A 21,288-nucleotide genomic window follows, 5' to 3' on the forward strand; every position below is an offset into this window, starting at 1 on the left:
GCGCAATAGCGGCGCTGGGACCTATTGTGGGCCGGCTCGGGCCGGGCGCATCTTAACAACCGGTTACAAGAGGGGCAATCTGTCGTGGATTGCGAAACAATGTGCTTTTAAGTGTCTGAATTTGTGACACTTATGCTGTTGTTTTCGGCGTGACGTAATTTTATTCTGGAAGAATGCCGGTCCGACGTTATACACACAGGTTTTTCGCGCAGCGCCTGTATCCCGGTGGCCGGCGGCGGCACTGGAATGCGCGACACGGGGCCCGCCGCCCCGGGGATGGCGGGGGCCTGCGAATGTACTTTTGGCGGCTGCTTTAGCAGTTTCGCCGGTAAAAATTGGAGGTGACGGATGCGGATGGAACCGGACCGTCGAAAGTTTAGCGGGGCCTGCAACAACGGGGCCGGAGTATTCAGGACGATGCGTTTATACAGTTTGCGGGTGAAGGCGACTATCTGTCTGCTACTGCTGGTGCTGGCGATTTGTCTTTTTCTGACCCTGATGGGGGTAGACAGCCTGAAATCGCTGGTGGAAAAGAACCGCACTGACCGCCACCTGGCCTACCAGCACCAGGTCGCGGGCCTGCGGCACAGGGCCCGCGAGGATCTCACCCGGCTCACTCAGTTGTTTGTTCTCTGGCACGGAGACAGGGCTGCGGATGCGGACAGTCTGCGCGGGATTTTTGATCGACAGTGGGACTATCTGCGCCATACCTGGAACCTGGCATCCCTGAGTCTCTACTCCGGCTCGGGCGGGCAATTGGTGTCCTGGGGAAGGCCCAGCCGCCGCCTGAGCGCGGCGCAGGTGCAGGAGGTGGTGATCGGTGGCCGGCCCCTCAGTAGTATTCACTGTGCGGACACCTGTGTGCAGAGCTTGGTGGTGCCGGTTGTGGCCGGTGACGGCACGGATCTGACCCTCCAGGTGGACCGCTCTCTGTCCAGCGAGTTGTCCGCCTTTCGGGAAACCACCGGATCCGATATCGGCATTCTGTCCGCCAGGCAGCCGCGGGAAAAGGTCGAGGGGGATCTGTACCTGCAGCAGTGGCATCGCCAGGTGCTTGCGCTCACCTCACAGGAGACGGTGTTGCCGCTCCTGCGCCGGTTTGCGGCCGGGCAAGCCGCTATGCCGGGGCCGCGCCTTTCCGGCAGTTATCCATTGGATGATGGCCGCAGTTACGACGTGCAGACCTTCCCGGTTATCGATGGGGACAGCGGCGGCGCCCGGTTTGTGATCGTCGACGATGTGACGGCGCAGATGGATCATATCGATGCATCGCTGCGCAAACTGGTGCTGCTTTCGGTGATCGGTACCCTGGTGTTTATTGGCGCCGTAATGATGATGTTGTGGCTGCCGATCCTGCGTTTGCGACGCCTGGCGGGAGCGCTTCCGCTGCTCAGCGACGGCAAATTCGAGGCGGTGCGCAATCTGGTGGAGCCGGTGAACAAATACCACAACCGCCTGGATGAAATAGAGGTGCTCGATTACATGGTGCTTTCGGTGTGCGACCAGCTGGAGGTGATGCAGCAAATTGTGTCGCAGAACACGGCCGAGCTGGAGCGCATGGCCATGCGCGATGCGCTCACCGGGCTCGCTAACCGCCACTGCATTATCGAAGAGTTAAATCAGTTTTTGCAGGATTGCGCCTACCAGCGGGGGGGTGGCTACCTCTTCTTTATCGACCTGGACGACTTTAAAAAGGTCAACGATTCCCTGGGGCACCAGGGGGGCGACGAACTGCTGCGCATCGTGGCCAGGCGCCTGTCTGGTGTGATGCGGGCGGACAGTGTGGTTGCCCGACTCGGGGGGGATGAATTCTGTGTCTTCGTTCGTGACCTGGGCAATGACGGCATCTACGTGGCGCTGGCGGAAAAGATGTTAAGCATCGTCGCCGAGCCCATTCGCATCGGCGAGAGTCTGGTGCAGGTTACCCTGAGCATCGGAGTGGTGGCTATTCCCGTCCACGGGGCGACCCTGGAGCAGGCGATGGACAATGCCGATATTGCCATGTACCACGCCAAGCGTGGCGGTAAAAACAGCTATCGGTTATTTTCACCGGAACTGGCGGAAGACGAAACCCCGCCGGATGGAAGCACCACGGCCGGCCGGCTGGAATTTGCCGCGGGCAGTGAGACGGGTTAGGGCCAACAGGCCCTAGCAGGCTGTTGAAATTCGCAGAATTTCGACGCCTGGTACCGGAATATGGATGTTCCGGCAAAATCGACGACGTCTAAGTCGTTGATTTTGGGAGAAAAGTGAAATTCACATTTTTCGCTTTTCGTGTTTTGAAACAGGCAGGATGCCTTTTTCAACAACCTGTTAGGTGTCGGTCGGGGCTGTTTCTTCCGGTGCTGCCGCCGCCGGTAGATACCCCATCGAAACGCTGAAGCCTGGCCCCCGGTTCCATAGCTTTATAGCTTTTTTAGAGCCCCTTCGATGGACCCTCGCCAGCTGGAATACCGCTCCTGAATCTTCCGCGTTCAGGCGCAATCGCGGGTTTTGCAGGTTGTAAAAAAGCCCCCCTGGTTTTTCTCAGCCCGGTTTGGGGATTTCTGTCAATCTTTATCGGCGGCGAAGTCGCGCAATCGGCGTCGCTGATCTAGTCTGAAAGGTACCCCCTGGAAACCGTGAAGGTTACCGGGGGGCAACAGAGACTAGGGGAAAGTTTCGTCATGGCGCAGAGGGTTTTTATCGCCAGTGACCAGCTGATGGTCAGCCACCTCCACAACCTGCTTGAAAAAGCGGGGATCTCGGCGATCACGCAAAAAAAATCGGCCCACGGCCAGGGGGAGCCGGACTGGTGCACGGAACTCTGGGTATTGGACGATCGCCAGTTCGATACGGCTTGGCGGCTGCTGCAGGAAATACTGCGTGAGGAGCCCCGGGACCTGACCCCTTCGGAACTGGTGGCCGGGCTGGTGACAATGACACCGGACCTCAGCACCACCAATATGCCCGAGACCTCCGGTTTTCCCCCCTCCGCCGATATCGCCTGAAAATGCTCTTCTGCGGGCCGGGCTAAGGCCCCGGTCGTTCTGCTACATCTGTTCCAGTACTTCTATACCCAGCAAGTCGAGACCTGTGGCCAGGGTGCGGGCGACCAGGTCGCACAGCCGCAGCCGGCTCTGGCGCAATTCCGCGGGGACACCCTCCTTGAGGACCGGGCAGACCTCGTAAAAAGCCATATAGACGCTGGCCAGTTCATAGAGGTAAGTGCAGAGCACATGGGGGAAAGTATCCCGGGCCACCTGCTGCAGGATTTCCCCAAATTGGCAGAGCCTGAGAGCCAGCGCCCTCTCTTCCGCTGTGCCCAGGATTATCCGGCCGCTCAGCTGATCCGGCTCCACAGCGGCGCGGCGGAAGATACTGCGCACCCGGGTATAGGCGTACTGGAGGTAGGGGGCCGTGTTGCCGTCGAAACTCAGCATCGCCTCCCAGTTGAACACATAGTCGTTGGTGCGGGTCTTGCTCAGGTCTGCGTACTTGACCGCACCTATACCGACCGCGCGGCCGATTTCCCTCCGGGCCCCACTGTCCAGGTCGGGATTTTTCTCCGCCACCAGTTTTTCCGCGCGCTCGACGGCTTCGTCCAGCAGCTCCGCCAGCTTGACGGTGCCGCCGGTGCGGGTTTTGAACGGCTTGCCGTCTGCGCCCATCATGGTGCCGAAGGCGCAGTGCTCCAGTGTTACCGATGGGGGCAGAAAATGCGCTTTGCGCGCAGCGGTGAACGCCTGTTGCAGGTGCAGTGACTGCCGGGCATCCACCACATAGAGAATCCGGTCCGCCTTGAGTTTGCCGGCGCGGTAGCGGATGGCCGCCAGGTCGGTGGTGGAATAGAGGTAGCCGCCACCGCGTTTCTGAATAATCATTGCGCTGGGGTTGCCCTCCTTGTCCGCCATCTCCTCCAGGAACACCACGATTGCGCCCTGGTCCTCCACTGCGATACCCGCATCCAGCAGTTGTTTCACCAGAACCGGCAGGTCGTCGTTGTAGCGGCTTTCACTGTAGATGTCGCCTCGTTTCAGGGTGACATTGAGCTTGCGGTAGATCTCCTCGCTGTGGCTGATGGAGATATCGATAAACTGTTGCCACAGTTTCCGGCACTCGGGGTCGCCGCCCTGCAGCTTGACCACATACTCCCGCGCCCGGTCGGCAAAGCCCTCCTCTTCATCAAAGCGGACCTTGGCCTCGCGGTAGAAAGTTTCCAGGTCGGCCAGGGCGACCTCGGCATCGCTGCTTTCCAGCTTGTCCGCCAGGTGGGCCAGCAGCATACCGAATTGGGTGCCCCAGTCACCCATATGGTTCTGGCGGATAACCCTGTGGCCCTGGAATTCCAGCAATCGCGCCAGGGCGTCACCAATAATCGTGGTGCGCAGGTGGCCGACGTGCATTTCCTTGGCCAGATTGGGGTGGGAGTAGTCGATGACGATGGTCTGCGGCTTGTCCTCCGGGGGGATGTTCAGGCGCTTGTCCGCCGCCGCTGCACCCAGGCTGTCCGCCAGCCAGGAATCACTCAGGTGGATATTGATAAACCCCGGGCCGGCGATCTCCACCCGGTCGATCATTTCCCCCTTATCCAGCTTCTCCACAATTCGGGTCGCCAGTTCGCGGGGGGCACAACCCATCCGCTTGGCGGCCGCCATGGCGCCGTTGGCCTGGTAATCGCCAAACTCAGGGCGCTTGGACGGTGCCACCGTCGGGTCGCACTCAGATGGAGCGCCGGCGGCCAACATGGCGGCGTGGAATTTGTCAGATAGGAGCTGGCGAATATTCATGGGAAACAGCGTTGCTTTGGTGTCTGGGAAGGCGCGATTTTAAGGGAGGGGCATGGCTTTGCAAGCCGGCGCCCCCGTGACCGCTCGAGTGCAGCGGTATCATAGGCTAAAAAAGGGGTGGCATTGAAGCGGGCAGGGTACTGTTATCGCCTGCTGATAAGCCTTCCGGGACCCTTCCAGGCCCGGGTTGGCGGCATAGGGGCGATCCCACGCGGGCAGGGCCTCCTGAAAGGAGTCGGGCAGGGAAGCACACCCAGGGCGGCCACCTGACTCCGGACAGCGCTCCGCTGGAGGTATTTTACCCCTATGACCAGAGCCGCAGCGAAACCCACCAAAGGGCTCTGCTCACGCAGCCGGGAGGCATGGATTCGACGATCCGGGCGTGTGGCTTAATACCCCTCGCGGGGAACTGCTTTACCCAGTATACGTTGGAGCTGCCGGATGCTCGTCAAAAATAGCAGCTGCAAGAGCACCTACCATATAGAGAGAGTGCAACCATATAGAGGTGTCGGCCATAAAGGAGCGGCGCTGGGTTATGGGCACAGCTTTACAAATGAAATGACCAAGTGAGACGAGGGGTTTTAATCATTATGACTGCTGGTTAAGCCCAGCGATTTATTTCACCAAATAATCATAAATGCAGAAGGCTAAACTCTGGGCTGGCTATTGGGATACTGGTCGGCATGATTATTCTCCTATATGGCGCATTAGTGCTAGTTTTATATATTTGCTTGATCCGCAGCGGCATTTTGATAGTTATGGCGCATAATTGCATTCGAGAGAACAATGAGCATAATAGTGATTGGTGTAACCACTATTCAAAGGTTGGGGATTCAGGGGGAAGAGTGAAGAGTACAGTTGCCGGCGTGTTGATCGGGCTAATTACTGCGTATCTTGGGGTTATACTAACTGGATACTCCGCAGCAATTGCTATACCCGAGACGATTGCAAATTTTATTTCTGGTCGTAGTTTTTTACTTTGGGATATTTTTGTCACGCAGCTCTTAGGGTATGGCGTACTTGTTTTCGTGCTCATACTGGCTGCAGCCAAGCTTTTAAAAGTTAATCCATGGATAACCTCTGTAGTTGCATTTATTACCTGCGAGTTCGCTTTGTACTCAGCGTATACCGCTGCACACACTATTTATATTCCACATATTATTGTATTTGCAGGGTGTGCATTATCGGCTGCGGCACTTGGGCGCCCACGAGAAGCTGTGTAAAGGTCGGCGATGCTGTAGCTTATGGGTTTTGGGTTATTGTTGCACTAACCTGCAGTGCGGGGTTCGGTTCAAAATTGTGTTTCAGATTTAGATCAATAATTAATAAATAAGGATCAGGCTTTAAGATCTTGTTTTTCATTGCGACGTTATTGGCTCAATTTATTTGGTATGAAAATTCAGTTAGAAGAATACAGTCATAAGTGGATTAATGCCTTCGAAAAGGAAAAATATTTTCTCGAAGAAAAAATTGGCCGATGGCTGATTGGTAAAATAGAGCATGTGGGGAGCACGGCTGTTCCAGGCATGTTGGCAAAACCAGTTATAGATATTATGTTTGGGGTAGAAGATCTCGTTAGCTCAAAAGAAGCCATCCCAGTACTTTCAAATAATGGCTACTGCTACTATCCTTATAAGCCCGAAATTATGCACTGGTTCTGCAAGCCTGCTCCGGATTACAGGACACACCATTTGCATCTTGTTCCGTATAAGAGTGATCTATGGATAGAGCGTATTAGATTTAGAAATATACTTAGGCGTAATAAAACTATTGCGGATGAGTATAGTGCCCTAAAGCGACAGCTTGCAAAGGATCTGGCATATGATAGGGAAGCATATACCGAAAAGAAATGGCCGTTTATTCAAAGAGTGCTATCAAGCGATTGCCAATAAAGCTAACGAGTCGAAGGTTTACTTTGTGCGCTTAATTTGCGATCTTCGCATTCTGCTTTCTGTTTCAAAAAACACAAATAACACTGAACTTAATTGCAATTTTAAATGTTTCATTTGTTTTTAATGATAGGCGTCTAGCTGCTGACAATGTGGACAGAAGTTTGGATAGAAAAATAGAGTGGATTTTATGCATGCTTCTGATTTTCGGATAAATGCCAGTATGAATATCAAAATATCTGACGAGATCATGCTTGAACCGCTATCCATAAGAGATGCAGGGGTTCTTTATTCGGTGATTGATGAAAATAGAACCTTTCTTGAGCAATCCTTATATTGGGTGGGAAAAGTAAAAGATAAGGAAACAGCTAAAAACTACATTATGAAACGTATAAATAGTGGTGAACCGGGAGCAAGTTGGTTTAAAATTAAACAAAAGCATGCAATTGTGGGGATCTTTGGGGTCAAGTCTACATGCTACCAGTTGTTGGAAGCCGAAATAGGATATTGGCTTACAGAAGCCGCGCGGGGGAATGGAATTATTTCTAAGGCTATAATCGCTGTAGGTAAAATACTTAAGGACCAGGGCCTTTCCAGTATAAAAATCATGTGTCTCGATGAAAATAAGGCAAGTATTGCGGTTGCTGAAAGGGCTGGAGCCAACCACATAAATTCAGTCCCAAACTATATGGAGATTAATGGTAAGCTTCAGAATCTAAATATTTATAGAGTTAAATTGTAGGCGAAAAATGTACCAGGCTAACTTGGTTCTTAGCTCTTCGCCTGGTATTAACAGTTATAGAATTAATCAGAGGTTTCCTAAGTTAAAAAATGTTTGACTGAAGAGTTTCTTTATCCAATACATAACTATGAAAATTCTGTTTGCTGAAAAAACCGATGTTGAGCAAATACTGCCTATATTCAGGGAGCTGGAGGAGTATTACTTTGGGGAAAAAGCCTCTGCGATTGCAGATATCAGGGAGTATTTCCAGGATCGTGTATTTTCCAGAATATCCGGGGTCCAGGTTCTCCTGGCCAAAACTGAGTTAGATCAAGTAGTCGGTTTTGCAACCATCTCCGTGTTGTATCCTGCGCCAAAACTAGCCGGGCAGATTTACCTGAAAGACCTGTTTGTTTCGGTATCTTCGCGAGGCCTTGGAGTTGGCAGGATGCTTATGAAATTTATCGCAAAATATGCTCTTAATAATGGTTGTAACCGACTTGATTGGACGGCGGAAACTTCAAACCCTGTGGCAGGCGAATTCTATGCTGCAATTGGCGCCGAGCAAATTATGGAAAAGCAGTATTTCAGGTTCGAGGGTTCCGCCCTTAGAAATTTCGCAGTCACTACCTAAAAATCAAAGTCGATCCGGAGCCCTACGCCTCTGCCGGGCTCGCCCTGCGGAGCGCCTCCTTTTGGGTGTTATTGTCTTGGCAAATAAATAGAGGGCTTTGTTAGTTACGGCTTTCTGTAACAAGTCAGCCCGGGCTTGTGGCGCTTGCCCGCGAAACCCCCGCACAAGCGGGCTATGGCTGGCTGGGCCTGCGGGCCTTCTGCGCTCGTGGAGCTGCCCGGCGGTTTTGCAAGCGGGTCGGGGACAGGGGCGGCTTACTCAAGTTGCACCAGGCCGGTATACTGACGGCCTGTGAGCGTGGGCGCACCTGATACCGCATGAAAGTCTGGCGCTGGCAGCTAACCAGTTCCCGGATCGCCATAAGAAATATACCGGCCTGGGGAGCAAACCGTTTACGGAAAAAACTGTGCATGGTTTTCTCAGTCCCGGCAGGCTGAAACAGAGTTTTAAACGGTCCCACTGACGGGTACTTTGTGATTGTCGGGCACGAATATAAAGCAGTCACAGGGGCTTGCAGTTCCAGTCTGGACTAAAAATGGGGAATCGATTTTGACGACATTGTTTTGGCACGACTACGAAACCTGGGGTACCGATCCCGCCGCGGACAAGCCGGCGCAGTTTGCGGGTATTCGTACCGATGAGGACCTGAATATTGTCGGTGAACCGCTGACCCTCTACTGCCGCCCCGCCAGCGATTGCCTGCCACAGCCCATGGCCAGTCTGGTGACCGGGATCAGCCCGCAACGGGCGCTCGCGGAAGGGGTGGCGGAAATTGACTTTATCCGCCGTATTCTGGACGAGTTGGGGGCTCCCGGTACCTGTGGTGTGGGTTACAACAGCCTGCGCTTCGATGACGAGGTCACGCGCTACACCCTCTACCGAAATCTGCTGGACCCCTACGAACGCGAATGGCGCGGTGGCAACGGACGCTGGGACATCATCGATATGGTGCGCCTGACTTACGCTCTGCGACCGGAGGGTATCCACTGGCCGCAACGGGAGGATGGGCAGCCGTCCTTTCGCCTGGAGGCCCTGACCCAGGCCAACGACATTGCCCACGAGGGCGCACACGACGCACTCTCCGATGTGCGGGCCACCATCGGGCTGGCACAGTTGATTCGCAGCCGACAGCCGCAGCTCTACGACTACGTATACCGAATGCGGGACAAGCGGGAGGCAGCCAGACGGATCGATCTACCCAGCCGCAAGCCGCTGCTGCATGTGTCCGGCAAGGTCTCCGCCAGCCAGGGGCACCTCACCTATGTGCTGCCGCTGGCGGCACACCCGGTGAATCGCAACGCTGTTATTGTCGCCAACCTGGCCATGGACCCCCAGCCGTTGCTGGACCTGGACGCGGACGACCTGCGGGAAAGGCTGTATAAGCCCCGCGACCAGTTGCGGGAAGGGGAGCTGCCGGTGGGGCTGAAACTGGTGCATTTAAACAAGTGTCCGGTATTAGTGCCCGCGAAAATGCTCGACCAGCGACGCGCCGCTGAATTGGGTATCGACAGGGCCGCCTGCGAGGCGAACTGGCAACGTCTCAGGAGCCTGGATCTTGCGGACAAACTGGAGCGGGTCTTTCTCGACCGGGAGTTTCCGCCCCGGGATGTGGAGGCCAGCCTTTACGAGGGTTTTCTCAGCGATGCGGACCGGGACCTGTGCCGTCACCTGCACCGGGAGCTGGAACAGCGCGGCGGCGAGGCCTTGGCGGAGGCGGTGCCCTTCGCGGATCAGCGATTGCCGGAGCTGTTGTTTCGTTTAAGGGCGCGCAATTTCCCCACCACTCTGTCTGCCGCAGAGCGGGAGCGCTGGGAGGCCTGGCGCTACCGGCGCCTGACCGACCCGGCCGCCGGTGCCAGTATCACCCTGGAGCCCTATTTCGAGCTGCTGACGCAGCTGCGCCAGCAGTTTCCCGACCGGTCGGCGCTGCTGGACCAACTCGAGGCCTGGGGTGATAGTTTGCTAGGGCCTGTTGACACTAACTGAGTTGGCCCTGTTGTGACAGAAAAGGTGCCAATCGAGGCAAGAGGAGCGCGGTTTGGTTGTTCCAAATGAGCGACGAGCAACAAAGAGTGGCGCCTTTTCCGGCACAACCCGAAGGGCTGCCCCTGGTTTCGCGCCCTGCGGCGTTAGAAATTGCTTATGTGGACCCACCACACTCCGCAATTCCTGCCTTGCAGGCCACAAAACCAGTAGCAGCAGGGCTATCTCAGTTAGTGTCAACAGGCCCTAGACCCCCGAACAGAGTGTTCACGGCCGCTATTCTCCCGGCCGGGGCAGGCGTAGAATAGCGCATCAGTGAGAAAGGGCGCCGCTGTGGCGTCTACAGATGGAGTAGTGATGGATTTTGTCGGAGCCAATATTCTCTCTGTGTGCCAGTTTGAGCGCGGGGATATCGATCGCGTGTTCGCGGTGGCGGATGCCATGGCGCCCTATGCGCAGCGGCGCAAGGTTACCCGGGTGCTGGAGGGGGCCATTCTCAGCAATATGTTTCTGGAGCCGAGTACCAGAACCCGCCTGAGTTTTGGTGTCGCCTTCAACCTGTTGGGGGGGACGGTGCGCGAAACCGTCGGTATCACCGCCAGCGCCATGGCCAAGGGGGAATCCCTCTACGATACGGCGCGGGTGCTGTCCGGTTACAGCGACGTTATCTGCATGCGCCACCCGCAAGAGGGCTCGGTGGCTGAGTTCGCGGCCGCCAGCCGGGTGCCGGTGGTCAACGGCGGTGACGGCGCCAATGAGCATCCCACACAGGCGCTGCTGGATCTCTATACCATCCGCAAGGAACTCCTGGCCAATGGTCGCACCCTGGACGATTTCCGTATCTCTGTAATCGGCGATCTCAAATACGGGCGCACCGTGCACTCCCTGTGCAAGCTTCTGTGTCTGTTCGACAAGGTACAGCTGACCTTCGTCTCCCCACCGGAGCTGGCGATGCCGGAAGCGGTGGTGGAAAAACTCCGCGCAGCGGGGCACAAGGTGGTCATCACCGATCAGTTGGAGGCATCGATTTCCCATGTGGATATCGTCTACTCCACACGCATTCAGGAGGAGCGCTTTGCCTCTCCGGAGGAGGCCAACCAGTACCGCGGGCGCTTTCGCCTCAACCGGGAAATCTTCACCCGTCACTGTGAACCCAACACCGTTATCATGCACCCGCTGCCGCGGGACTCCCGCGCCGAGGCCAATGAGCTGGATACGGATCTCAACGAGCATCCCGGCCTGGCGATATTCAGGCAAACCGACAATGGCTTGTTGGTGCGCATGGCGCTGTTCGCCATGCTGCTGGGTGTTGAAGAACTGGTGGACGACTACGCCTGTCCGGTGCGCTGGCACAGTCGCCGCTCGCCGGTGTGACGGCGGCTGTCTTCTTCGCCGGGGTTTGCAACCTGGATCGAAATTAAAGCAATAAAGAGGGGGAAGTCTGTGCGCTTTATCTGCTTGTTTTTTATGTCGTTTTGGTTCGCCGCTGCCACGCTTGCGGGGGAGCGGGGCGACCGGGCGGCGGTGGCCATGCCGGATAGTTTCAGTGCGCAAGTGGCCAGCGACGTATTGGCCAGCGGCGGCAATGCCGTCGACGCCGCCATTGCCGCGCAGTTTGTGCTGGCGGTAACTTTGCCGGAAGCCGGCAATATCGGCGGTGGTGGATTTATGCTGATCCACAAGGATGGCGGCCAGTATTTTCTCGACTACCGGGAAACGGCCCCGGGCGCCGCCAGCCGGGATATGTTCCTGGACCGGGATGGTGCGGTGGTTCCAGACCTGTCCCTCTACGGCGTCCTGGCCTCTGGTGTGCCGGGTACTGTGGCGGGTATGTGGCAGGCCCACCAGCGTCATGGCAGCATGCGCTGGGCGGACCTGGTACAGCCGGCCGTGGAACTCGCGGAAAAGGGTTTTGTGGTGCCGGACCAGCTTGCGCGGGAGGTGGCGGATTACGCGCAGGCAGTGGGCAAAACCCACCCTTCGGTCAATTTCCCCCAGTATTTTGGCCGTATGAGGGCCGGCGAGGTGTTTCGCCAGCCGGAACTTGCGGCGACCCTGCGCCGTATCCGCGAAGAGGGAATGGACGGGTTTTACCGCGGTGAGACGGCGGCGCTGATCGCCCGTTTTATGCGCGAGGAGGGCGGCCTGATTACCGAAGCGGATCTCGCCGCCTACAAGGCCAAGTGGCGCCAGCCGATTGTCGCCCGCTGGCGGGGTCGGGAGATTGTGGCGGCACCGCCACCCAGTTCCGGCGGTATCGCGGTGTTGCAGTGGCTGAAAATGTATGACCGGGCCACCCGCGGCGGGCAATCTCCGGCACATAACAGCCCTGAATACGCGCACCTGCTGGCTGAGATCGGCAAACGCGTATTCGCCGACCGGGCGGAATATTTGGGGGATCCGGATTTCTACGCTGTGCCGGTAGATGCCCTACTGGCGGAAGGGTATATCCGCAAACGCAGCGCCGAACTCAACCTGGCGGAGATCTCCCCAACACCGGCGGTGCGGCCCGGCCTGAAGGAGAGTGAGGACACGACCCACTTTTCCATCCTGGACCGATGGGGCAATGCGGTGTCCAACACCACCACCATTAATCTCAGTTTTGGCAGCGGGGTTGTGGTCCGGGGGGCAGGGTTTCTGCTCAACGATGAAATGGATGATTTCAGCGTCAAGCCGGGGGTGGCGAATGTGTTCGGCGCCCTGGGCGGCAAGGCCAATGAAATACAACCCCACAAGCGTATGCTGTCCTCGATGAGTCCGACCATTGTGCTCAGGGAAGGGGAGGTGGAGATGGTGACCGGGTCACCCGGCGGTACTACCATTATCACCAGTGTTTACCAGTCGATCCTGAATGCGCTGGCGTTTGACATGAGCGCCCAGCAGGTGGTCGATTCACCGCGGTTTCACCACCAGCTGTGGCCGCGGGATACGATTCGCCATCACGGGCATTTGGATGCCTCTGTCCTGGGGGATCTCAGCGGTATGGGCTATCAGCTGGACCCCCGCGGCTTCGGGGATCTGCAGGTGATACTGCAGCGTGGCGGAAAGCTTGATGCCGCCTCCCAATCCAGTGGCCGCGGCGATTCACGGGTAATATTTTTCGACTGACATCAGTTACAGGCCCTAAGCGCTACCATCACTGGAGATTTCTGTTACTCTGGGTTCACCGCCACACTCGCATCCAGGATTGGTGCCATGCTGAACCGATTTGCAGGGGTTTCAAGGGGGTTGTTTCTGTGCGCCGCACTGCTGTTTTTTGGGGTGGCGATGCTTGCGGCAGGGCAGGCAACAGAGCAGGCGGAGGCACGCGCTCATGTGGCGCTGTTCACAATCAAGGGCGCCATAGGACCGGCGACCACTGATTACCTGCTCCGGGCTATGGAAGAGTCCGAGGACAATGGCGGTCAGCTGTTTGTTATCGAAATGGACACTCCCGGCGGTCTGGACGCCGCCACCCGGGACATTATCAAGCATATCCTTGCGGCCCGGATTCCCGTCGTAACTTACGTTTATCCTTCCGGCGCCCGCGCTGCCAGCGCGGGCACTTATATTCTCTATGCCAGCCATATAGCGGCGATGGCGCCCGCCACCACGCTGGGAGCCGCCACACCCGTGCAGATGGGGGGTATGCCGGGGCAGCCGCAACCCGGGTCGCAACCGGGCAGTGACGATTCGGGCGACTCCGGCGGTAAGGAAGATGCCGATGCGGAGAAAAAAAACGGAGATGAGGCCACCGCAAAAGCGAGTGGCAGCACGGCGATGGAGCGCAAGGTTACCAACGATGCTGTGGCGTTTATCCGCGGGCTTGCCAACCGCCACGGCCGCAACGCCGAGTGGGCCGAAAAGGCTGTGCGCGATGCGGCAACACTGACCGCCAAAGAGGCGCTGCGGGACAATGTCATCGACATAGTGGCGAAGGACCCCACGGACCTGTTACAGCAGATTGCCGGTCGCAAAGTCGTGCTGGAGTCGGGAGAGGTGACGATCGCCGAGGACGTCGCCGAACTTCCGGTGCAGCGCTACGAGCCGGACTGGCGCAATGAACTGCTGGCGCTGATCACCAATCCCCAGGTGGCCTATATTCTGCTGCTGATCGGTATCTACGGCTTGATTTTCGAAGGCTACAACCCGGGCGCACTGGTGCCCGGCATCGTCGGTATTATCTGCCTGCTGCTGGCCTTTTACGCACTGCAGGTGCTGCCGATCAACTACGCTGGGCTGGCGCTGATTATTCTCGGTGCACTGCTGATTGTGGCGGAAGTGTTTATGCCGAGTTTTGGCGCGCTCGGCATAGGCGGCGTGATAGCGCTGGTGATAGGGTCGGTGATGCTGATCGACAGCGATGTGCCGGGTATGCAGGTGTCGCGAAAACTGATCGGCGCTATCGCCGGTGTCAGTGGACTCTTGCTGCTGGCGTTGTTGACGGCGGCGGGGCGCAGTCTGCGCAAGCCCCGCCCGGTGGTGGAGCAGGCTCTGGTGGGGCGCCAGGCGGTGGTGATGGAAATACAGGGCGGCGACATTCTGGTCCATGTGGGTGGGGAAATCTGGAGTGCCAGCTGCGAGCAGCCACTGGTGCCCGGGCAGCAGGTGACCATTGTGGAGCAACACGGACTGACCCTGAGCGTAAAACCCGAATAAAGCACTGAGAGAAGGAACTGAAACAGGAGGACCGATATGGTCAGCTATTTTTTGGGGCTTCTAGTCGCGGCGATCGTGCTGATCGTCATGTACGCCATCCGCATCCTGCGCGAGTACGAGCGGGCGGTGGTGTTTTTTCTCGGCCGCTTCCAGGCGGTGAAGGGTCCGGGGCTGATCATCATCATCCCCATCATCCAGACTATGGAGCGGGTGGATTTGCGCACGGTGGTGATGGATGTGCCAACCCAGGACGTTATCAGCCGCGACAACGTATCGGTCAAGGTGAATGCGGTGGTTTATTACCGGGTTGTGAATCCGCAATCGGCCATCATCAATGTGGAGAATTACCACGAGGCGGTGAGTCAGCTGTCGCAAACGACACTGCGTTCGGTGCTCGGCAAGCACGAACTGGATGAGATGCTGTCGGAAAGGGACAAGCTCAATATCGACATCCAGCAGATTCTCGACGAGCAAACGGATGCCTGGGGCGTCAAGGTCACCAATGTGGAAATCAAGCATATCGACCTGGACGAAAGCATGATTCGCGCCATCGCCCGGCAGGCGGAGGCAGAGCGTTCCCGCCGGGCCAAGGTGATTCACGCGGAGGGCGAGGCCCAGGCCGCGCTGAAACTGACCGAGGCGGCGGACCAGCTGTCGAAAAATACCAACGCCATGACGCTGCGCTATATGCAGACGCTGATCGACATCGCCGGCGAGAAGAATTCCACCATCGTATTCCCACTGCCACTGGACCTGATCCAGCCGATGCTGAAACAGTTCAACGGGGACAGGAGTCCGGTTAGGGATTAATCCCACGGGTGGCAGTGTGCCGGTCAGAAGAGGCGCTTGAGCAGCTCGCGGGTCGATCCATCCCAGTCCTCCGGCGCCTCCGCCCCCGCGGCTGCATAGACCCTGGCTCCCAGCTCTTTGCCCAATTCCACTCCCCACTGGTCAAAGGGATTGATGCCCAGCAGGCAGCCGCCCACAAATACCTTGTGCTCATACAGGGCCAGCAGTGCGCCGAGATTGAAAGGGTCGAGTTTCTCGACGATCAGCGTGTTGCTGGGCCGGTTGCCGGGTACCATCTTGTGCGGCGCCAGGGCGTGGGCCTCGCGGTGGGTATAGCCCTGATCCTCCAGTTCCCGGTGCGCCTCGCGCAGGCTTTTGCCCTGCAGCAGCGCCTGGCTCTGGCTGAGGCAGCAGGACAGCAGCCACCTGTGTTGTTCATGCAGCTCTGAGGTGGGTTCCCGGATGGTGATAAAATCCGCCGGAATCAGGTCGGTACCCTGATGCAGCAGCTGGTGGAAGGAGTGCTGGCCGTTGCTGCCCTCGGTCCCCCAGATAACACTGCCACTGGGGTAGTGGAGCGGCTGCCCCTGCCGGTCCACGCTTTTGCCGAGACTCTCCATATCCAGTTGTTGTAACCAGGCGGGGAATTTCGCCAGCCGCTGTGCATAGGGCAGTACCACCTGGCTGGTGGCGCCCCAGCACTGGCGGTACCAGAAGTGGATCAGCGCCATCAGGATAGGCAGGTTTTCACTCGCTGGAGTATCGGCGAAGTGCCGGTCCATTGCATGGGCACCGGCGAGCAGCTGCTGATAGACGTCAAAACCACAGGCCAGGGCAATGGGAAGTCCTATGGCGGACCAGAGGGAGTAGCGCCCCCCCACCCAGCTCCACATGGGGAAAATATTGTCGGCGGAGATACCGAAATCCTGTGCCGCGACGATATTGCTGCTCACTGCCACGAAGTGTTGCGCCAGCTGTGTCTCGGCGCAGCCGGCCCCTAGCATCCAGGCGCGGGCGGACAGCCCATTGTGCCTGGTTTCCAGCGTGGAAAAGGATTTGGAGGCGATGATAAACAGGGTTTCCTCGGGGCACAGTGTCTCCAGAGTGTCACTCAAGTCGGCACCATCGATATTGGCGACAAAGTGCACTGCAATACCGGTGCGGTGCCAGGGTCGCAGCGCCTCGACCACCATGCGCGGTCCCAGGTCGGAACCGCCGATGCCGATATTCACGATATGGCGGATGGGTTTGCCGGAAAATCCCCGCCATTGGCCCTCGTATACCCGCTCTGCGAAGTCGCGCATCTGCGCGCGGCAGTCCGCCACCGCAAGCTCGTGTTCGTTGCGGGGCTCACCCTGAAACCGCAGCGCCGTATGCAGTGCCGGGCGGTGTTCGGTGTTATTGATGTTGCCGCCGGACAGCAGTTCGTCTATCTGGCTGCGCAGCGAGATTTGCTGTGCATAGTCGAGGAGAAGCTGCAGGGTCTCTTCCCGCAGATGGTTCTTGCTGTAGTCCAGGTAGAGTCCGTTCGCCGTTGCGCTATAACGCTGTGCCCGCCCCCCATCACTGGCAAACAGGTCGCGCAGGGACCATTGGTTTTGCTGTCGGTGGGATTTGAGTCGGGCGATAGCGGCAAAGCGACTGTTGGCCGAGTTTTCGCTGGTCATGTCGATTTATGTTGTTGCTCTTGATTCACGGGAGGCCGTGCGGGATTGTCGTCCCAGGAACCGGGGCGGGATCGCGGAGCGCCCGGGTTGGCCGAATGGACGCACAATGCTATCCGCAAACCGCGAATCTAGCCAGGACTAAGGAGTTGAAAATAACTGCAGCGGGCTTCGCCGCGGAAGGGCATCTGTGGGAATTCGGGCAAACCGCTGGCTGAAAAAACGCCTCCGCAGTGGCCACCCATTGCATTCACGCGGCAACCGCAAAGGTTGTCGGCTCAATGAGGCACAGGGAAGCGCCGCTGGGGGCCATTTGAAATAGCGACGGTTACGCGTGTTTGCGCAGGATTTCAACGGCGACAATCCGATAGATGAAAAGCCATCTACTCGATTGCCGGGTTAATGGTGTGAACAGGACCCGGTATGTATCACCATACTGGGCCTGTTCGACGGTGATCTCACTTGACCACTTTCATGCACCGAACCTGATCCGAAGCCATCCAACAATCCGCGTCCGCAGGACAGGCCATGGACATAGGAATCTGTTCAGCGCCTGGAGGGCAAGCAACGGGCGCGGGAGGCGCTGCGCAACAGCCGGCTAGAATCAGTGCACCGATAATTCCCAGTAAGTACTTGGCTGGAGTGAAATTCATCCCCTAACTCCTTTCCGTTGATGTTAGCCATTAGCATAGCCAATAAAACGTCATCCGTTCGGCCGGCTTTGCAAAAATATTTTCTACAAAGGAACCGCCCAATGGAGTGTAATAGGCGTACTGTTTAAATAGCTGCCACCGATGAAGTTGGGGTGTTTATGGTGCCAGTTTGGCGCACGGAAACACCTTAATTTAAAGGTTTTTCTGTCACCCGCCCCTGCCGACGGTCCCTGGTCCGGGAAAATATTTTTTGTGGGGATGAAATGCCGCGCCACTGTTTTTTTTCCAAAACGCAGCGCCTTTCGCCATGCTTTTACCTGGCCGGTTCACAAGTGCCGCCGCAGGGGTGGCTCCATCGGGCGCCTTTACACAAACTGTGAGAAGTGTGCGGTCGGCGCGCATCAGCCAGGGATCAACCTCGCTGGCTTTTGAAAAAAGCCAGGGAAGGCTTTTCAACAAGTCATTAAGACGATTTCGATGCCATCTGGCTATCGGGTTCCAGTGCCGGCTCTGAAGCTTCCGATGGCAGTGGCATTTGCTTGAAGTGAAGCCAGCCGTAGGTGATTGCCATCAGCGGGCAGAGGATGTTGAACAGCGCAAAGGGCGCGTAGGCAAAGGTGGCGATGCCAAGGGTGGCGCTCATATAGGCGCCGCAGGTGTTCCAGGGAATCAGCACGGAGGTGATGGTGCCCGAGTCTTCCAGTGTGCGCGACAGGTTCAGGCCGTGCAGGCCCTTTTCCGCAAAGGCGTCGCGAAACATACGGCCGGGGATGATGATGGCCATATACTGGTCGCCGGCGGCGGCGTTCATGCCGAAGCAGGTGAGCACCGTCGAGGTGATAAGGCCGCCCACGGTGCGCACCCGGGACAGGGCCCAGTGGACTATCCGCTCGAGGAATCCGGCCCGCTCCATGGCGCCGCCAAATGCCATGGCGGAAATAATCAGCCAGATGGTGTTGAGCATGCTGCTCATGCCGCCCTTGGACAGCAGCTCGGCAACATTCTCATTGCTGGAGGAGGATTTGTAGCCGTCGAAAAGGCTGTGCCAGGCGCCTTTGAGACCCGCCAGGGAGCCCTCACCACCCCCCAGCCGGCGCGCCGTCTCCGGTTCGAAGATGAGTGCGATGACGCAGCCCACCAGGGCGCCGATGATGAGGGTGGGGTAGGCGGGGATCTTACGCCAGGCCATAAACAGCAGCAGCACCAGTGGCAGCAGGCTGACGCTGGAGATATTGAACTCCTCCTGCAGCGCACCCAGCAGCAATTGGATATCCGCCGAGGAGGTGCTGGCGGTTTCCGCTGACAGGCCGATTACCGCGAAGATCACCAGGGCGATGACAAACGCCGGCATGGTGGTCCAGAGCATGTGGCGGATGTGCAGGAAAAGGTCGTTGGAGGTCACCGCCGCGGCGACATTGGTGGTGTCGGACAGGGGGGACATCTTGTCGCCGAAATAGGCGCCGGAAATTACTGCCCCGGCGGTTATTGCCGGGGACAGGCCCAGGGCGGCGGCAATCCCCATCAGTGCCACACCCAGGGTGCCGGCGGTGGTCCAGCTGGAACCGATGCTGAGGCCCACTATGGCGCAGATGACACAGCTGGCGGCGTAGAACCACTGCGGCGACAGTATCTGTACCCCGTAGTAAATCATCGACGGGACCGTACCCGCCAGAATCCAGCTGCCGATCAGGGCACCCACCGCCAGCAGTATCAGTATGGCGCCGAACACCAGCCCTATGCCTTTCAGCATGCCGTCTTCCATATCGCGCCAGCTGCGACCGTTCTTCATGCCCATCAGCGCCGCGACGCCGGCGCACAACAGCAGCGCTATCTGATTGGGCCCATAGGAGGAGTCGGAGCCGTAGAGGTAGACCGACAGTGACAGCAGGGCGATCAGGATACCCAGCGGGAGCAGGGAGTCCCCGAGGCTGGGGGTGCGGGGGGTGGAACTGGTATCTGGCTGGTTCAAGCTGGACTCCTGGTTTGCTGCGAGGCTCTTGGGAAGCCACTGGGTGTCGTTTTATCGTTGTTGTGGATCATCGCAAGCCTTGATCAGCGGGCTATTCTGGCGACTGCACCTCCAACTGTCCATAGGGGCCGGTCGCTTTTGCGCTGGCAGTTCGCCGGTGCTTCCGGTATGTTCTGCGCCGGCACGACCGGGCTACCCGGCCCCAGCGAACGGCCGGCGGCACCTTTATAGTGCCGCGGTTTCCCGGCAATATGGTGCGCCGGGTTCACGGCCGCGGGTCTGGGGCGTGACGGAAGGTGGCATGGCGTCCACAGGCAGGTTTAGGTGATGATTGCATGACAGCAGGTGATTGGGATAGCTCCCGGTTTGACGAAATCCGCCCCTATCGCGACGAGGAGGTGCGCGATGTGCTGGATCGCCTGATCGCCGATCCGGAAATGTCCCACGCGGCAGCACACTTGTTGGTGCCGAAACTGGCCAGGCTGGAGGGGCCTGTGGCCTGGCTGGTACGGCAGTTTGTGCGCTTTGAGTTCCGCGGCGTGAAGGATGTGCGCGGTGTGCAGAAGGTGGTGTCCCGGTACCTGGACATGGTGGTGAACCGCACCAGCAGCGGCCTGACTATCTCCGGGCTCGACACACTGCCGCGGGACCGCGCCTGTCTGTTCGTGAGCAACCACCGGGATATCGCCATGGATCCGGCGCTGTCGATTCTGGCCATGTACAAGGAAGGGCACGAAACAGCCCGTATCGCCATTGGCGACAATCTGCTTTCGAAGCAGTTTGCCACCGATATCATGAAGCTGAACAAGTGTTTTACCGTGAGGCGCGAGTCCAGCAACCGCCGCGAGAAGCTGCAGGCGGCCACTGAGCTGTCAAATTATATTTACCATTCAATCGTGCACGACAATGAGCATGTGTGGATCGCCCAGATGTCCGGGCGCGCCAAGGATGGAATGGACCGTACCAATCCGGCACTGGCGGCCATGTTTGCGATGACCAAGGACCGGGAGACCTCCTTCGCCGATTTTTGGCGCCAGCTGCACATAGTGCCCCTGGCGATCTCCTATGAGTGGGATCCCTGTGACCGTAGGAAAGCCAAAGAGCTGTACGTCAAAGAGCACCGGGAGGCCTATCGCAAGGCCGAACACGAGGACTTGGGCGCTATCGCCAAGGGCGTGGTTGGTCACAAAGGGCATGTCCACGCGGCTTTCGGCACCCCCATTGAGGGGGATTGCGCCGATGTCAGCAGCCTTGCGGAAGAGATAGACCGGCAGGTTATTGGCAACTATGTGCTGCACCCCACCAACCTGATCGCCTACGAGATGCTCTACGGGGAGACCCCGGACCTGCCGGTGTCCTGGCCACAGAGGCCCTGGAGTGCCGATGCAGACGGGGATATCCGGCGGCAGTTCGAGCAGCGTATGCAGCATATCGACCAGCGCTGGCGCCCCAAGGCCCTGCAGGCCTACGCCAACCCGGTGGTGTCCAAACTGGCTTACCGGTAATGACTGGAGGGTGCCGGGTGGTTCGTGGATAATGCCGCCCAGTATCCAGACAAACCTCTTGCCCACTATTCCCA

Annotated in this window: 15 protein-coding genes; 12 read left to right on the plus strand and 3 right to left on the minus strand. The window is 57.9% G+C overall.

Annotation, left to right across the window (positions count from 1 at the left end; genetic code table 11):
• Positions 1-417 precede the first annotated feature (417 nt).
• Positions 418-2,136, plus strand: a complete 1,719-nt coding sequence (locus tag ABVT36_RS01235) for a diguanylate cyclase (RefSeq protein WP_368454881.1) — start codon at positions 418-420, stop codon at positions 2,134-2,136.
• Between the two features lie 530 nt (positions 2,137-2,666).
• The gene (locus ABVT36_RS01240; RefSeq protein WP_368454882.1) at positions 2,667-2,990 is read left to right on the plus strand and encodes a DUF2007 domain-containing protein; all 324 of its coding nucleotides are present in this window, start codon (positions 2,667-2,669) and stop codon (positions 2,988-2,990) included.
• Between the two features lie 42 nt (positions 2,991-3,032).
• Here ABVT36_RS01240 and argS read toward each other — a convergent pair whose 3' ends face one another.
• Positions 3,033-4,769: an arginine--tRNA ligase gene (argS, locus tag ABVT36_RS01245; protein WP_368454883.1), complete on the minus strand. Its 1,737-nt coding sequence runs from the start codon at positions 4,767-4,769 to the stop codon at positions 3,033-3,035.
• Positions 4,770-5,452: 683 nt separating this feature from the next.
• On the opposite strand from argS, the gene ABVT36_RS01250 reads away from it, so the two are divergent.
• The 9 genes from ABVT36_RS01250 (at position 5,453) to ABVT36_RS01290 (ending at position 15,444) form a co-directional block, all read left to right on the plus strand.
• A complete protein-coding gene (locus ABVT36_RS01250) occupies positions 5,453-5,992 on the plus strand; it encodes a hypothetical protein (RefSeq protein WP_368454884.1) in 540 nt (179 codons plus the stop codon).
• A 168-nt stretch (positions 5,993-6,160) separates the two neighbouring features.
• Complete coding sequence (locus tag ABVT36_RS01255) at positions 6,161-6,661, plus strand: GrpB family protein (RefSeq protein WP_368454885.1); 501 nt, start codon at positions 6,161-6,163, stop codon at positions 6,659-6,661.
• A gap of 220 nt (positions 6,662-6,881) precedes the next feature.
• Positions 6,882-7,400, plus strand: coding sequence for a GNAT family N-acetyltransferase (locus tag ABVT36_RS01260; RefSeq protein WP_368454886.1), 519 nt, complete (start codon positions 6,882-6,884; stop codon positions 7,398-7,400).
• A gap of 127 nt (positions 7,401-7,527) precedes the next feature.
• On the plus strand, positions 7,528-8,013 hold the full coding sequence (locus ABVT36_RS01265; RefSeq protein ID WP_368454887.1) for an N-acetyltransferase family protein: 486 nt from the start codon (positions 7,528-7,530) through the stop codon (positions 8,011-8,013).
• A 549-nt stretch (positions 8,014-8,562) separates the two neighbouring features.
• Complete coding sequence (gene sbcB / locus ABVT36_RS01270) at positions 8,563-9,999, plus strand: exodeoxyribonuclease I (protein WP_368454888.1); 1,437 nt, start codon at positions 8,563-8,565, stop codon at positions 9,997-9,999.
• 354 nt (positions 10,000-10,353) lie between these two features.
• Positions 10,354-11,370 carry an aspartate carbamoyltransferase gene (locus ABVT36_RS01275; RefSeq protein WP_368454889.1) on the plus strand — a complete coding sequence of 339 codons (1,017 nt, stop codon included), beginning with the start codon at positions 10,354-10,356 and terminating at the stop codon, positions 11,368-11,370.
• Between the two features lie 69 nt (positions 11,371-11,439).
• Positions 11,440-13,104: a gamma-glutamyltransferase gene (ggt, locus tag ABVT36_RS01280; protein ID WP_368454890.1), complete on the plus strand. Its 1,665-nt coding sequence runs from the start codon at positions 11,440-11,442 to the stop codon at positions 13,102-13,104.
• Between the two features lie 87 nt (positions 13,105-13,191).
• Positions 13,192-14,634: a nodulation protein NfeD gene (locus ABVT36_RS01285; protein ID WP_368454892.1), complete on the plus strand. Its 1,443-nt coding sequence runs from the start codon at positions 13,192-13,194 to the stop codon at positions 14,632-14,634.
• A gap of 36 nt (positions 14,635-14,670) precedes the next feature.
• Positions 14,671-15,444: a slipin family protein gene (locus ABVT36_RS01290; protein ID WP_367148546.1), complete on the plus strand. Its 774-nt coding sequence runs from the start codon at positions 14,671-14,673 to the stop codon at positions 15,442-15,444.
• Positions 15,445-15,467: 23 nt separating this feature from the next.
• Here ABVT36_RS01290 and pgi read toward each other — a convergent pair whose 3' ends face one another.
• A complete protein-coding gene (gene pgi / locus ABVT36_RS01295) occupies positions 15,468-17,090 on the minus strand; it encodes a glucose-6-phosphate isomerase (protein ID WP_368454893.1) in 1,623 nt (540 codons plus the stop codon).
• A 1,113-nt stretch (positions 17,091-18,203) separates the two neighbouring features.
• Positions 18,204-19,709 (minus strand): Na+/H+ antiporter NhaC, encoded by a 1,506-nt coding sequence (gene nhaC / locus ABVT36_RS01300; protein ID WP_368454894.1) that lies wholly within the window; start codon positions 19,707-19,709, stop codon positions 18,204-18,206.
• 335 nt (positions 19,710-20,044) lie between these two features.
• Between nhaC and ABVT36_RS01305 the strand changes: the two genes are divergently transcribed.
• A complete protein-coding gene (locus ABVT36_RS01305) occupies positions 20,045-21,214 on the plus strand; it encodes a 1-acyl-sn-glycerol-3-phosphate acyltransferase (RefSeq protein ID WP_368454895.1) in 1,170 nt (389 codons plus the stop codon).
• The last annotated feature ends 74 nt before the right edge of the window (positions 21,215-21,288 follow it).

The sequence above is a fragment of the Microbulbifer sp. TYP-18 genome (genome assembly GCF_040932045.1).
Taxonomy (GTDB): Bacteria; Pseudomonadota; Gammaproteobacteria; order Pseudomonadales; family Cellvibrionaceae; genus Microbulbifer.